At 58.2% G+C, this 13786-nt stretch carries 15 protein-coding genes; all 15 read left to right on the top strand.

All coding sequences use genetic code 11. From position 1 onward, the window contains the following. Positions 1-592: 592 nt before the first annotated feature. The 15 genes from rpmH to atpA all read left to right on the top strand — a co-directional run bounded on the left by rpmH (position 593) and on the right by atpA (position 13753). Positions 593-727 carry a 50S ribosomal protein L34 gene (gene rpmH, locus LOY37_RS27380; protein WP_002551315.1) on the top strand — a complete coding sequence of 45 codons (135 nt, stop codon included), beginning with the start codon at positions 593-595 and terminating at the stop codon, positions 725-727. 13 nt (positions 728-740) lie between these two features. Continuing rightward, positions 741-1145, top strand: coding sequence for a ribonuclease P protein component (gene rnpA / locus LOY37_RS27375; RefSeq protein WP_213604342.1), 405 nt, complete (start codon positions 741-743; stop codon positions 1143-1145). Next, positions 1138-1383, top strand: a complete 246-nt coding sequence (yidD, locus tag LOY37_RS27370; RefSeq protein ID WP_080764817.1) for a membrane protein insertion efficiency factor YidD — start codon at positions 1138-1140, stop codon at positions 1381-1383. Before rnpA ends, yidD begins: the two co-directional genes overlap by 8 nt. 2 nt (positions 1384-1385) lie before the next feature. Beyond that, positions 1386-3068, top strand: coding sequence for a membrane protein insertase YidC (gene yidC / locus LOY37_RS27365; protein ID WP_045199395.1), 1683 nt, complete (start codon positions 1386-1388; stop codon positions 3066-3068). 83 nt (positions 3069-3151) lie between these two features. After that, complete coding sequence (gene mnmE / locus LOY37_RS27360) at positions 3152-4522, top strand: tRNA uridine-5-carboxymethylaminomethyl(34) synthesis GTPase MnmE (RefSeq protein WP_093377774.1); 1371 nt, start codon at positions 3152-3154, stop codon at positions 4520-4522. Positions 4523-5040: 518 nt separating this feature from the next. Then, positions 5041-6933, top strand: a complete 1893-nt coding sequence (gene mnmG, locus LOY37_RS27355) for a tRNA uridine-5-carboxymethylaminomethyl(34) synthesis enzyme MnmG (RefSeq protein ID WP_258716085.1) — start codon at positions 5041-5043, stop codon at positions 6931-6933. Then, on the top strand, positions 6930-7574 hold the full coding sequence (gene rsmG / locus LOY37_RS27350) for a 16S rRNA (guanine(527)-N(7))-methyltransferase RsmG (protein ID WP_045199399.1): 645 nt from the start codon (positions 6930-6932) through the stop codon (positions 7572-7574). Before mnmG ends, rsmG begins: the two co-directional genes overlap by 4 nt. A gap of 18 nt (positions 7575-7592) precedes the next feature. Then, positions 7593-8384, top strand: coding sequence for a ParA family protein (locus LOY37_RS27345; RefSeq protein WP_010222720.1), 792 nt, complete (start codon positions 7593-7595; stop codon positions 8382-8384). A 9-nt stretch (positions 8385-8393) separates the two neighbouring features. Further along, entirely contained in the window at positions 8394-9266 is an 873-nt protein-coding gene (locus LOY37_RS27340; protein ID WP_045199401.1) for a ParB/RepB/Spo0J family partition protein, read from the top strand. A gap of 149 nt (positions 9267-9415) precedes the next feature. Further along, a complete protein-coding gene (locus LOY37_RS27335) occupies positions 9416-9823 on the top strand; it encodes a F0F1 ATP synthase subunit I (RefSeq protein ID WP_010222722.1) in 408 nt (135 codons plus the stop codon). Between the two features lie 16 nt (positions 9824-9839). Then, entirely contained in the window at positions 9840-10709 is an 870-nt protein-coding gene (gene atpB / locus LOY37_RS27330) for a F0F1 ATP synthase subunit A (RefSeq protein WP_045199403.1), read from the top strand. Positions 10710-10852: 143 nt separating this feature from the next. Next, positions 10853-11110 (top strand): F0F1 ATP synthase subunit C, encoded by a 258-nt coding sequence (gene atpE, locus LOY37_RS27325; RefSeq protein WP_003097235.1) that lies wholly within the window; start codon positions 10853-10855, stop codon positions 11108-11110. A gap of 57 nt (positions 11111-11167) precedes the next feature. Next, positions 11168-11638, top strand: a complete 471-nt coding sequence (locus tag LOY37_RS27320; RefSeq protein WP_010222733.1) for a F0F1 ATP synthase subunit B — start codon at positions 11168-11170, stop codon at positions 11636-11638. Between the two features lie 12 nt (positions 11639-11650). After that, positions 11651-12187: a F0F1 ATP synthase subunit delta gene (locus LOY37_RS27315; protein ID WP_045199409.1), complete on the top strand. Its 537-nt coding sequence runs from the start codon at positions 11651-11653 to the stop codon at positions 12185-12187. 21 nt (positions 12188-12208) lie between these two features. After that, entirely contained in the window at positions 12209-13753 is a 1545-nt protein-coding gene (gene atpA, locus LOY37_RS27310; protein WP_010222735.1) for a F0F1 ATP synthase subunit alpha, read from the top strand. Positions 13754-13786 lie beyond the last annotated feature (33 nt).

Raw genomic sequence — 13786 nt, 5'->3', positions numbered from 1 at the left:
GGATATCCCCTGAGTTGAAAGCCGGTGAGGCAAAAACAAGCGCCCATTGTACCCAGCGCCAGCGCAGTTATCCACATGCAGCTGCGTTGAGGATGGCGATAAATCAGCAGTTTAGTGACCAAAATGTCGTTTTGAGCTTGTGAATAAGCCCTGTGGATAACCGCCCCTGAGGTCTTTGCACAACTGGGGGTCGAAATCGGTGGATAACCCGCCTGTGGATAACAGGCCATTTGATCCACAGCTTTTCCGAGGCTACAGCACAGTCAGAGCACCTCTTCTCGACAGAGTTTCTTTTCTCTGTACATACTATATTTAAAGGGCTGTAGCGTGTTATCCACAGAAATCTTCCACATAAGCTTTATAAGATTCACTAAAAAGCTTTAAATAAGTCCTCTCTTTTTTTCTATGTTTAAGTGATCCGTTACTCGCAACCTGTCAGCACACCCCGAGCGGTGCCTGGAACGAAGCCGATTTTCCGTCCATAAGGAAAAGCTGGTTGGAAATTGACCTACGGCCCTGCTTTCTCTAGAATCGCCGGTCTCTTAAAACGGGGGCCATTCCGGCCCGTTGTCGACGAACCAGGTAACACGCCATGAAACGTACTTTCCAACCAAGCACCATCAAGCGCGCTCGCACTCACGGTTTCCGTGCCCGTATGGCCACCAAGAACGGTCGTGCCGTTCTGTCGCGTCGCCGTGCCAAAGGCCGTAAGCGCCTGGCAGTTTGATTTTTCGGCACTGGTGGTGAGTCAGGACTTCAGTCGGGAAAAGCGTCTGCTTGTTCCCCGACACTTCAAAGCGGTCTTCGACTCCCCAACCGGCAAGGTTCCAGGGAAATGCCTGCTGATCCTTGCTCGCGAGAACGGTCTTGATCATCCCCGCCTGGGGCTTGTGATCGGGAAAAAGAGCGTCAAGCTCTCCGTTCAACGCAATCGCCTGAAACGCCTGATGCGCGATTCGTTTCGCCTGAACCAGCATTCGCTTGTTGGTTGGGATATCGTGATCGTCGCGCGCAAAGGGTTGGGCGAGATTGAAAACCCAGAATTGCACCAACATTTTGGCAAGCTCTGGAAGCGCCTTGCACGCAGTCGGCCCGCTCCAGTGGTTAACACCGACTCTGTGGGGGTAGACAGTCAAGATGCGTAAACTGGCGCTCGTTCCGATCCAGTTTTACCGCTATGCCATTAGTCCACTGATGGCCAGTCACTGTCGTTTCTACCCCAGTTGCTCCTGCTATGCGTACGAAGCCATCGAAACACATGGCCTTTTACGCGGCGGGTGGCTTACCGTTCGTCGCCTGGGGCGTTGTCATCCGTGGAATGCCGGTGGTTTTGACCCGGTTCCACCTGCCTCCTCTTCCCGTACTTCTTCGATAGCCGAGTAATCATGGATATTAAACGCACGATCCTGATCGTCGCCCTGGCAATCGTGTCCTACGTCATGGTCCTTAACTGGAACCAGGACTATGGCCAGGCTGCCCTGCCGACTCAGAATACTGCTGCCAGCAACGTTGCCCCGGCCCTGCCGGACACCGCGCAGGCCGGTAACACTGGCGCCAGCGCCGATGTACCGAGCGCCAACGCTGAATCCAGCCCAGCAGAACTTGCCCCGGTAGTGGTCAGCAAGGACCTGATTCGGGTCAAGACTGATGTCCTCGATCTGGCTATCGATCCAAACGGTGGTGATATCGCCCAGCTGACGCTGCCGAAATACCCACGCCGCCAGGATCATCCGGACATTCCGTTCCAGTTGTTCGACAACGGTGGCGAGCGTACTTACCTGGCACAGAGCGGTCTGACTGGCGCCAACGGCCCGGATGCGCGTTCGTCCGGCCGTCCGCTGTATGCCGCTGATCAGAAAAGTTTCCAACTGGCCGATGGTCAGGACCAACTGGTCGTCGACCTGAAGTTCAGCGATGCCGGCGTCAACTACATCAAGCGCTTCAGCTTCAAGCGCGGTGAGTACGACCTGACCGTCACCTACCTGATCGACAACCAGAGCGCCCAGCCCTGGACCGGTAACCTGTTCGCGCAACTCAAGCGCGACGCGAGCTCGGATCCTTCCTCGAGCACCGCAACCGGTACCGCGACTTATCTCGGTGCGGCCCTGTGGACAAGTTCGGAGCCCTACAAAAAGGTGTCGATGAAAGACATCGACAAGGGAAATCTGAAAGAAAATGTTACCGGCGGCTGGGTTGCCTGGCTGCAGCACTACTTTGTAACTGCCTGGATTCCAAACAAGTCTGACAACAACATCGTTCAGACCCGTAAAGACAGCCAGGGCAACTACATCATCGGTTTCACCGGCCCGGCACTGAACGTTGCCGCTGGTGGCAAAGGCGAAACCAGCACCATGCTGTATGCCGGTCCCAAGATCCAGGAGAAGCTCAAAGAGTTGTCCCCAGGTCTGGAACTGACCGTCGACTACGGCATCCTGTGGTTCATTGCCCAGCCAATCTTCTGGCTGCTGCAACATATCCACAGCCTGCTCGGCAACTGGGGCTGGTCGATCATCGTCCTGACCATGCTGATCAAAGGTCTGTTCTTCCCGCTGTCGGCTGCCAGCTACCGTTCGATGGCGCGCATGCGTGCCGTTGCGCCGAAACTGGCAATCCTCAAAGAGCAGCATGGCGATGACCGGCAGAAAATGTCGCAAGCCATGATGGAGCTGTACAAGAAAGAGAAGATCAACCCGCTGGGCGGCTGCCTGCCGATCCTGGTGCAGATGCCGGTCTTCCTCTCGCTGTACTGGGTTCTGCTGGAAAGCGTCGAGATGCGTCAGGCGCCGTGGATGTTCTGGATCACTGACCTGTCGATCAAGGATCCGTTCTTCATCCTGCCGATCATCATGGGCGCAACCATGTTCATCCAGCAGCAGCTGAACCCGACTCCGCCGGATCCGATGCAGGCCAAGGTGATGAAGCTGATGCCAATCATCTTCACCTTCTTCTTCCTGTGGTTCCCTGCAGGTCTGGTGCTGTACTGGGTTGTGAACAACTGCCTGTCGATCGCACAGCAGTGGTACATCACCCGCAGCATCGAAAAGGCTACCAAGAAAGCCGCTGCTTGACGGGTTAGCCAGCTAACCTGTGGATAAACGCCCCCTCGTGGGGCGTTTTGCTATCTGTCGTTTTTGTCGTGAGGCCTTCGAGCATGAACACTGTGCGTGAAACCATTGCCGCCATCGCTACCGCCCAGGGACGTGGGGGTGTGGGGATCGTGCGGCTATCCGGGCCTCTGGCCAAACAAGCCGGGCTGGCCATCTGTGGAAAACCGCTAACACCGCGGCACGCCCATTACGGCCCGTTCCGCGCGGAAGATGGCCTGGTGCTGGATGAAGGCATCGCGCTGTTTTTCCCCGGGCCCAACTCTTTCACCGGTGAAGACGTGCTGGAGCTGCAGGGCCACGGCGGCCCGGTGGTGCTCGATATGCTCCTGCAGCGCTGTGTACAACTGGGTTGCCGCCTGGCGCGCCCGGGTGAATTCAGCGAGCGTGCGTTCCTCAATGACAAACTCGACCTGGCCCAGGCCGAGGCAATCGCCGACCTGATCGAAGCCAGTTCTACACAGGCGGCGCGTAATGCCTTGCGCTCGCTGCAGGGCGAATTTTCCCGTCGTGTGGATAACCTTACGGAGAAATTGATCAGCCTGCGCATCTACGTGGAAGCTGCGATCGACTTCCCCGAGGAAGAAATCGACTTTCTTGCCGACGGTCATGTGCTGAGCATGCTTGATGACGTACGCAATAATTTATCCACAGTGCAGCGTGAAGCCGGGCAGGGCGCCTTGCTGCGTGACGGCATGACAGTGGTGATTGCCGGCCGGCCGAATGCCGGCAAGTCGAGCCTGCTTAACGTATTGGCGGGTCGCGAGGCAGCGATCGTCACCGATATCGCCGGTACCACCCGCGACATCCTGCGCGAACATATCCACATCGACGGTATGCCGCTGCACGTGGTCGACACCGCCGGGTTGCGCGACACCGACGATCATGTGGAAAAGATCGGTGTGCAGCGCGCCCTCAAGGCCATCAATGAAGCCGACCGGGTGTTGCTGGTGGTGGATTCCACAGCGCCGGAAGCCAGTGATCCGTTTGCCCTGTGGCCGGAATTCCTCGATCTGCGTCCGGATCCGGCCAAGGTCACGCTGATTCGCAACAAGGCTGACCTGAGCGGCGAAGCCATTGCCATGGAGCAGAGCGAAGATGGCCACGTCACCATTACCCTCAGTGCCAAGGACAGCGACATGGGCCTGGAGCTGCTGCGCGAGCACCTGAAGGCCTGCATGGGTTATGAACAGACTGCCGAAAGCAGCTTCAGCGCCCGCAGGCGCCATCTGGAGGCATTGCGCCAGGCTAGCGCGCACCTGGAGCACGGTCGTGCGCAGTTGACCCTGGCCGGTGCGGGTGAGCTGCTGGCAGAGGATCTACGCCAGGCACAACAGGCCCTGGGTGAAATTACCGGGGCTTTCAGCTCCGATGACTTGCTCGGGCGAATCTTCTCCAGCTTCTGCATCGGCAAGTAAAGGTCGTTATCCACAGCCGGGTCTGCAACGGACCCGGCTGCAGCATCAAATTTTCACCAATCCTCTCTCCTGGTCAGTACAGCCACAGTGCTCGTGCTGTACTCACTCCTGCGTGTCTATCCACAATTCTCTGAAATAAGCCCTGTGGAAAACCCACCTTCAGCTCCGTTGATAACTGGCCTTCAAAGCTGGAGATAACTGCGCTTGTGGGTAACTGGCCATTTCATCCACAGGCTTAAAGCGCTTATCCAGAACGCTCATGCCCGGTAGACCACAGGGTTTTGAATCTCTGTACATAAGGTAAATAAAGGCCTGTAGAGCCTTATCCACAGAAAGGTGGCTGACTAAGAATAAACATAAAAACAAAGCTTTAATAAATTTCTCTCTTTTAATTTCTATTGCACGCCATTCATCCACAGCCTGGTTAAATTTTGTGCAAAAGGTTCCTTTAGAGGGGGGTAAGTCCCTATACTTGTGCGTTATCCCTATCTATTCCCGAAACAGGCACGAGGTGCGTGGTGGATTTCCCTTCCCGTTTTGAAGTGATCGTCATCGGCGGCGGCCATGCCGGTACCGAGGCTGCGCTTGCGTCTGCACGCATGGGTGTAAAAACCCTGCTGCTGACCCACAACGTGGAAACCCTCGGTCATATGAGTTGCAACCCGGCCATCGGTGGCATCGGCAAGAGCCACCTGGTCAAGGAAATCGATGCGCTCGGCGGTGCCATGGCACTGGCCACTGACAAGAGCGGTATCCAGTTCCGTGTGTTGAACAACCGCAAAGGCCCGGCCGTGCGCGCTACTCGCGCCCAGGCCGACCGCGCCATCTACAAATCGGTGGTGCGCGAGATTCTCGAGAACCAGCCCAACCTGTGGATATTCCAGCAGTCGTGCGACGACCTGATCGTCGAGCAGGACCAGGTACGCGGCGTGGTGACACAAATGGGTCTGCGTTTTCTCGCCGACTCCGTGGTATTGACCACCGGCACCTTCCTCGGTGGACTTATCCACATCGGTTTGCAGAATTACTCCGGTGGCCGTGCCGGCGATCCACCCTCGATTGCCCTGGCGCGCCGTCTGCGTGAACTGCCGCTGCGTGTCGGCCGGCTGAAAACCGGTACGCCGCCACGCATCGATGGTCGCTCGGTGGATTTCTCGGTCATGACCGAGCAACCGGGGGATACGCCTATTCCGGTAATGTCGTTCATGGGCTCCAAGGAACAGCACCCGCGTCAGGTCAGCTGCTGGATTACCCATACCAACGCCCGTACCCACGAGATCATTGCCTCGAACCTCGATCGTTCGCCGATGTACTCCGGCGTCATCGAAGGCATCGGCCCGCGCTACTGCCCGTCTATCGAAGACAAGATCCACCGCTTCGCCGACAAGGAAAGCCACCAGGTTTTCATCGAACCAGAAGGCCTGAACACCCACGAGCTGTACCCGAACGGGATATCCACATCCTTGCCGTTCGATGTGCAGTTGCAGATCGTGCGTTCGATCCGCGGCATGGAAAACGCCCACATCGTGCGTCCTGGCTACGCCATCGAGTACGACTACTTCGATCCGCGCGACCTCAAGTACAGCCTGGAAACCAAGGTAATTGGCGGCCTGTTCTTTTCCGGCCAGATCAACGGCACCACCGGCTACGAAGAAGCCGGCGCGCAGGGTTTGCTCGCCGGGACCAACGCCGCGTTGCGCGCCCAGGGTCGTGAAAGCTGGTGCCCGCGTCGCGACGAGGCGTACATCGGTGTGCTGGTTGACGACCTGATTACCCTGGGTACCCAGGAGCCGTACCGCATGTTCACTTCGCGGGCCGAGTACCGGCTGATCCTGCGCGAAGACAACGCCGACCTGCGCCTGACCGAAAAAGGCCGCGAGCTGGGTCTGGTCGATGACGCGCGCTGGGCCGCATTCAGCGCCAAGCGCGAAGGCATTGCCCTGGAAGAGCAGCGCCTGAAGTCCACCTGGGTACGCCCGGACACCGCGCAAGGCCAGGCCATTGCCGAAAAATTCGGCACGCCCTTGAGCCATGAATACAACCTGCTCAACCTGCTGACCCGTCCGGAAATCGATTACGCCGGGCTGATGGAAGTCACCGGCGGCTCGGATATCGACCCACAAGTGGCCGAACAGGTCGAGATCAAAACCAAATACGCCGGCTACATCGACCGGCAACAGGAAGAAATCGCCCGGCTGCGCGCCAGCGAAGACACCCGCCTGCCCGACGATATCGACTACAGCGGTATTTCCGGGTTGTCCAAGGAAATCCAGGGCAAGCTCGGCCAGACCCGGCCCGAGACCCTGGGCCAGGCTTCGCGTATCCCCGGCGTGACCCCGGCGGCGATTTCCCTGTTGCTGATTCATCTGAAAAAACGCGGCGCAGGCCGCGAGTTGGAGCAAAGCGCTTGAGTTCTCAGGTCACCCCTCAACACGCCGAAGAGTTGTCCACAGGCGCCCGCCAGCTCGGTGTCGAGCTGAGCGAGGCCCAGCATGCACAACTGCTGGCCTACCTGGCCTTGCTGATCAAGTGGAACAAGGCCTACAACCTGACCGCCGTGCGCAATCCGGACGAAATGGTGTCCCGCCATCTGCTCGACAGCCTCAGCGTCATGCCGTTTATCCACAGCGAGCGCTGGCTGGATGTCGGCAGCGGCGGTGGCATGCCGGGCATTCCATTGGCTATCCTGCATCCGCACAAGCAAGTCACGGTGCTCGACAGCAATGGCAAGAAAACCCGCTTCCTGACCCAGGTAAAGCTGGAGCTCAAACTGGATAACCTCACAGTTATCCACAAGCGGGTCGAGGAGTTCCAACCGGAGCTGCCTTTCACCGGAATTGTTTCCCGTGCTTTCAGCAGCATGGAGAACTTCACCAACTGGACGCGCCACCTCGGCGACGCCCAGACGCAGTGGCTGGCAATGAAAGGGCTGCATCCTGCCGATGAGCTGGTAGCATTGCCGGCAGATTTCAGAGTGGATAGCGAGCAGGCCTTGACCGTTCCGGGTTGCCAAGGCCAACGCCATCTGCTGATACTGCGCCGCACGGCATGATTGGGAACACAAGCAAGAATGGCTAAGGTATTCGCTATCGCGAACCAGAAAGGTGGTGTGGGCAAAACCACCACCTGTATCAATCTCGCAGCATCGCTGGTGGCAACCAAGCGCCGCGTGCTGCTGATCGATCTCGATCCACAGGGCAACGCCACCATGGGTAGCGGTGTGGATAAACACGTCCTGGAACATTCGGTCTATGACCTGTTGATCGGCGAATGCGACCTGGCCCAGGCCATGCACTTCTCCGAGCACGGCGGCTATCAACTGCTGCCGGCCAACCGCGACCTGACCGCTGCCGAAGTGGTTCTGCTGGAAATGCAGATGAAGGAGAGCCGCCTGCGCACCGCGCTGGCGCCGATCCGCGAGAATTACGACTACATCCTGATCGACTGCCCGCCGTCGCTGTCGATGCTGACCCTCAACGCCCTGGTCGCCGCCGATGGCGTGATCATTCCGATGCAATGTGAATACTTTGCCCTGGAAGGCTTGAGCGACCTTGTGGATAACATCAAGCGGATCGGCGAGCGCCTGAACCCGCAGCTCAAGGTCGAAGGCCTGCTGCGGACCATGTACGACCCGCGCCTGAGCCTGATCAACGATGTGTCCGCGCAGCTCAAGGAACACTTCGGCGACCAGCTGTACGACACCGTGATTCCACGCAACATCCGCCTGGCCGAGGCTCCGAGCTTCGGCATGCCGGCCCTGGCCTACGACAAGCAATCGCGTGGCGCCCTGGCGTACCTGGCCCTGGCCGGGGAACTGGTTCGTCGCCAACGTCGTCAAACCCGCACTGCACAGACAACTTAAGGAATCCGCATGGCCGTTAAGAAACGGGGTCTCGGACGTGGGTTGGATGCACTGCTCAGTGGTCCGACCGTCAGCGCGCTCGAAGAGCAGGCTGTCCAGGTCGACCAAAAGGAACTGCAACACCTGCCGCTCGACCTGATCCAGCGCGGCAAGTACCAGCCGCGCCGGGACATGGACCCGCAGGCACTGGAAGAACTCGCCCACTCGATCAAGAGCCAGGGCGTGATGCAGCCGATCGTGGTGCGCCCGATCGCCGACAACAAATTCGAGATCATCGCCGGTGAACGCCGCTGGCGCGCGAGCCAGCAGGCCGGCATGGACACCATCCCGGCCATGGTCCGCGATGTGCCCGATGAAGCGGCCATCGCCATGGCCCTGATCGAGAACATTCAGCGCGAAGACCTCAACCCGGTGGAAGAGGCCATTGCCCTGCAGCGCCTGCAGCAGGAGTTCCAGCTGACCCAGCAACAGGTCGCCGATGCCGTGGGCAAGTCGCGGGTTACTGTGGCCAACTTGCTGCGCCTGATCTCGTTGCCGGAAGTGATCAAGACCATGCTGTCCCACGGCGATCTGGAGATGGGTCACGCCCGGGCATTGCTCGGATTGCCGGATGAACAGCAGGTCGACGGGGCGCGTCACGTTGTCGCACGCGGCCTGACCGTACGCCAGACCGAAGCACTGGTTCGCCAGTGGCTCAACGGCAAGCCAGAGGCTGCAGAACCTGCCAAGCCGGACCCGGACATCACCCGCCTTGAACAGCGTCTGGCAGAGCGCCTGGGCTCGGCCGTACAGATTCGCCACGGCAACAAGGGCAAGGGTCAGTTAGTTATCCGTTACAACTCACTAGATGAGTTGCAAGGTGTGCTTGCTCACATCCGCTGAAACAATTCCTTTTGTAGCGCGCAGTCGGAAATCACTACCCGGCAGTTGAATAGGGGTTAAACCGCCCCTATACTCTGCGCGCATTTTGTCGGCACAAATTATGCCAAGTCATAGCTGACTGGTTGGTCGACTTTCGAGGAGCAGTTGTGATGGAAACCCGCACGCCAAACCGCTTGCCTTTCCATCGCTGGGCGGTTTTTCCGGTACTGTTGGCTCAATGTGTCGTGTTTCTGCTGGCAACTTTGGCGTTGTGGCAGTGGCACGGGGCGGTCAGTGGATATTCGGCACTCTGCGGAGGGCTGATTGCCTGGCTGCCGAATGTGTATTTCGCCTGGAAGGCTTTTCGGTATACCGGAGCCAGGGCAGCGCAGGCCATCGTCAAGTCGTTCTACGCTGGCGAGGCAGGCAAATTGATTTTGACGGCAGTGCTTTTTGCACTGACGTTTGCAGGAGTGAAGCCATTGGCGCCGTTAGCAGTCTTCGGTGTCTTTCTGCTGACCCAGTTGGTCAGCTGGTTCGCGCCCCTGCTGATGAATATAAGACTTTCGAGACCTTAGGGCGTTTGAGGCAACCATGGCAGCAGAAACCGCTTCGGGCTATATCCAGCACCACTTGCAGAACCTGACCTTCGGTCAACTACCAGACGGCGGTTGGGGCTTTGCCCATTCCGCAGCAGAAGCCAAGGCAATGGGCTTCTGGGCTTTCCACCTGGACACCCTGGGTTGGTCGGTCGCACTGGGTCTGCTGTTCGTATTCCTGTTCCGCATGGCAGCCAAGAAGGCGACTTCCGGCCAGCCTGGCGGCCTGCAGAACTTCGTAGAAGTGCTGGTTGAGTTCGTCGACGGCAGCGTCAAGGACAGCTTCCACGGCCGCAGCCCGGTGATCGCCCCACTGGCGCTGACCATTTTCGTCTGGGTCTTCCTGATGAACGCCGTCGACCTGATCCCGGTCGACTGGATTCCACAGCTGGCCATCCTGATCTCCGGTGATCCGCACATTCCGTTCCGTGCCGTTTCGACCACCGACCCGAACGCGACCCTGGCCATGGCCTTCAGCGTGTTCGCCCTGATCATTTTCTACAGCATCAAGGTCAAGGGCATCGGCGGCTTCCTCGGCGAACTGACCCTGCACCCGTTCGGCAGCAAGAACATCTTCGTTCAGATCCTGCTGATTCCGGTCAACTTCCTGCTCGAATTCGTCACCCTGATTGCCAAGCCAATCTCGCTGGCCCTGCGTCTGTTCGGCAACATGTATGCCGGCGAGCTGGTGTTCATCCTGATTGCCGTGATGTTCGGCAGCGGCCTGCTCTGGCTCAGCGGCCTGGGCGTGGTGCTGCAGTGGGCGTGGGCTGTGTTCCACATCCTGATCATCACCCTGCAAGCGTTCATCTTCATGATGCTTACCATCGTCTACCTGTCGATGGCTCACGAAGATAACCATTAAGACCGCCTGGCGTGTCTGATGACCCTTCCGCCAGCACGGGGGAGGGTCGAAAAAGTCCGCAAGGGCAGCTGTACCAAACGATTTTGTTTTACCGCTTCAAACTAAAAAACCTAACCAATACGACGTAAAAGTCGGGAGGAAAGATGGAAACTGTAGTTGGTCTTACCGCTATCGCTGTTGCTCTGCTGATCGGCCTGGGTGCTCTGGGTACCGCCATTGGTTTCGGCCTGCTGGGCGGCAAGTTCCTGGAAGGCGCTGCTCGTCAGCCAGAGATGGTTCCAATGCTGCAAGTTAAAATGTTCATCGTTGCCGGTCTGCTCGACGCCGTAACCATGATCGGTGTTGGTATCGCTCTGTTCTTCACCTTCGCTAATCCCTTCGTTGGTCAAATCGCCGGCTAATCACTCGAATTCTCGAGTGGTTTGGTGTGATGGACAAAGAACGAGCGAGGTGTTGGCGTGAACATTAATGCAACCCTGATTGGTCAGTCCGTTGCGTTCTTCATTTTTGTGCTGTTCTGCATGAAGTTCGTGTGGCCTCCGGTCATCGCGGCATTGCAAGAACGTCAGAAGAAGATCGCGGATGGACTGGACGCTGCCAACCGAGCAGCTCGCGACCTGGAGTTGGCCCAAGACAAAGCGGGTCAGCAACTGCGCGAAGCGAAAGCTCAGGCAGCCGAAATCATTGAGCAAGCCAAGAAGCGCGGTGCTCAGATCGTCGAGGAAGCCCGTGATCAGGCCCGCGTCGAAGCTGACCGTGTGAAGGCTCAGGCTCAGGCCGAGATCGAACAGGAAATTAACGGTGTCAAAGACGCCCTGCGTGCCCAAGTGGGTCTGCTGGCTGTCGGCGGTGCTGAAAAGATCCTTGGCGCCACAATCGATCAAAACGCGCATGCGGAGCTGGTTAATAAACTGGCCGCTGAAATTTAAGCGAGGGCGATCATGGCAGAACTGACCACGTTGGCCCGACCTTACGCTAAGGCGGCCTTTGAGCACGCCCAGGCCCATCAGCAACTGGCCAATTGGTCAGCCATGCTCGGCCTGGCTGCTGCAGTGTCGGAAGACGACACGATGCAGCGCCTGCTCAAGGCCCCGCGACTGACGAGCGCAGAAAAGGCCGCCACGTTTATTGACGTGTGCGGTGACAAGTTCGATGCACAGGCACAGAATTTCATTCATGTTGCCGCGGAAAACGACCGTCTCCTGCTGTTGCCGGAGATTTCGGCTTTGTTCGACCTGTACAAGGCTGAACAAGAGAAATCCGTGGACGTGGAAGTCACTAGTGCTTTTGCGTTGGACCAAGAACAGCAAGACAAACTCGCCAAGGTTCTCAGTGCACGGCTCAGCCGGGAAGTGCGCCTGCATGCGACGGAGGACGCCTCCCTTATCGGTGGTGTCGTGATCCGCGCCGGCGACCTGGTAATCGATGGCTCGGTTCGCGGCAAAATCGCGAAACTGGCCGAAGCATTGAAATCTTGAGTTTGAAGGGGCAGCAGAGCAATGCAGCAACTCAATCCTTCCGAAATTAGTGAAATCATCAAGGGTCGCATCGAGAAACTCGACGTGACCTCCCAAGCCCGCAACGAGGGTACCGTCGTCAGCGTTTCTGACGGTATCGTGCGGATTCACGGTCTGGCCGACGTCATGTACGGCGAAATGATCGAGTTTCCAGGTGGCGTGTTCGGTATGGCCCTCAACCTGGAGCAAGACTCCGTTGGTGCGGTAATCCTGGGCGCCTACGACACCCTCGCTGAAGGCATGAGCGCCAAGTGCACCGGCCGCATCCTCGAAGTTCCAGTTGGTAAGGAACTGCTGGGTCGCGTTGTTGACGCACTGGGCAACCCAATCGACGGCAAAGGCCCACTGGGCAACACCGAGACCGACGCGGTCGAGAAAGTTGCTCCGGGCGTGATCTGGCGTAAGTCGGTAGACCAGCCTGTACAGACTGGCTACAAATCCGTCGACGCCATGATCCCGGTCGGCCGTGGCCAGCGCGAGCTGATCATCGGTGACCGTCAGATCGGTAAGACCGCCATGGCGATCGACGCCATCATCAACCAGAAAGACTCCGGTATTTTCTGTGTTTATGTTGCTGTCGGCCAGAAGCGTTCCACCGTTGCCAACATCGTTCGCAAGCTGGAAGAAAACGGCGCCCTGGCCAACACCATCGTGGTGGTTGCCAGTGCTTCGGAATCCGCCGCACTGCAATTCCTGGCGCCATACGCCGGTTGCACCATGGGCGAGTTCTTCCGTGACCGCGGTGAAGACGCACTGATCGTATACGATGACCTGTCCAAGCAGGCCGTTGCCTACCGTCAGATCTCCCTGCTGCTGCGCCGTCCACCAGGACGTGAAGCGTACCCAGGTGACGTGTTCTATCTCCACTCCCGTCTGCTGGAGCGTGCATCGCGCGTTTCCGAAGAGTACGTCGAGAAGTTCACCAACGGTGCTGTAACTGGCAAGACCGGTTCCCTGACCGCACTGCCGATCATCGAAACCCAGGCTGGCGACGTTTCCGCGTTCGTTCCGACCAACGTGATTTCCATCACCGACGGTCAGATCTTCCTGGAATCGGCCATGTTCAACTCGGGCATCCGCCCTGCAGTGAACGCCGGTGTTTCGGTATCCCGTGTGGGTGGTGCCGCTCAGACCAAGATCATCAAGAAGCTCTCCGGTGGTATCCGTACCGCTCTGGCTCAGTACCGTGAACTGGCGGCATTCGCCCAGTTCGCTTCTGACCTGGACGAAGCCACCCGTAAGCAACTCGAACACGGTCAACGTGTTACCGAGCTGATGAAGCAGAAGCAATACGCTCCAATGTCCATCGCGGACATGGCGCTGTCGCTGTATGCCGCTGAGCGTGGGTTCCTGACCGACGTTGAAATCGCCAAGATCGGTAGCTTCGAACAAGCACTGATCGCTTACTTCAACCGTGATCACGCCGAACTGATGGCGAAGATCAACGTGAAGGGTGACTTCAACGACGAAATCGACGCTGGCATCAAAGCCGGTATCGAGAAGTTCAAGGCCACCCAAACCTGGTAAGCCGCAGCGGGGGCTTTGCGGCCCCCGCTTGCT

The organism is Pseudomonas sp. B21-012, from assembly GCF_024749305.1.
Classification (GTDB): Bacteria; Pseudomonadota; Gammaproteobacteria; order Pseudomonadales; family Pseudomonadaceae; genus Aquipseudomonas.
Note: the sequence above shows the minus strand (reverse complement) of the source record. Positions and strands in the feature narration are given on the sequence as shown.

Excerpts from the sequence above, each read along its gene's own strand:
- rpmH (WP_002551315.1), top strand. The coding sequence starts at position 593 with ATGAAACGTACTTTCCAACCAAGCACCATCAAGCGCGCTCGCACTCAC.
- yidD (WP_080764817.1), top strand. The coding sequence starts at position 1,138 with ATGCGTAAACTGGCGCTCGTTCCGATCCAGTTTTACCGCTATGCCATT.
- yidC (WP_045199395.1), top strand. The coding sequence starts at position 1,386 with ATGGATATTAAACGCACGATCCTGATCGTCGCCCTGGCAATCGTGTCC.
- mnmE (WP_093377774.1), top strand. The coding sequence starts at position 3,152 with ATGAACACTGTGCGTGAAACCATTGCCGCCATCGCTACCGCCCAGGGA.
- LOY37_RS27345 (WP_010222720.1), top strand. The coding sequence starts at position 7,593 with ATGGCTAAGGTATTCGCTATCGCGAACCAGAAAGGTGGTGTGGGCAAA.
- LOY37_RS27340 (WP_045199401.1), top strand. The coding sequence starts at position 8,394 with ATGGCCGTTAAGAAACGGGGTCTCGGACGTGGGTTGGATGCACTGCTC.
- LOY37_RS27335 (WP_010222722.1), top strand. The coding sequence starts at position 9,416 with ATGGAAACCCGCACGCCAAACCGCTTGCCTTTCCATCGCTGGGCGGTT.
- atpB (WP_045199403.1), top strand. The coding sequence starts at position 9,840 with ATGGCAGCAGAAACCGCTTCGGGCTATATCCAGCACCACTTGCAGAAC.
- atpE (WP_003097235.1), top strand. The coding sequence starts at position 10,853 with ATGGAAACTGTAGTTGGTCTTACCGCTATCGCTGTTGCTCTGCTGATC.
- LOY37_RS27315 (WP_045199409.1), top strand. The coding sequence starts at position 11,651 with ATGGCAGAACTGACCACGTTGGCCCGACCTTACGCTAAGGCGGCCTTT.
- atpA (WP_010222735.1), top strand. The coding sequence starts at position 12,209 with ATGCAGCAACTCAATCCTTCCGAAATTAGTGAAATCATCAAGGGTCGC.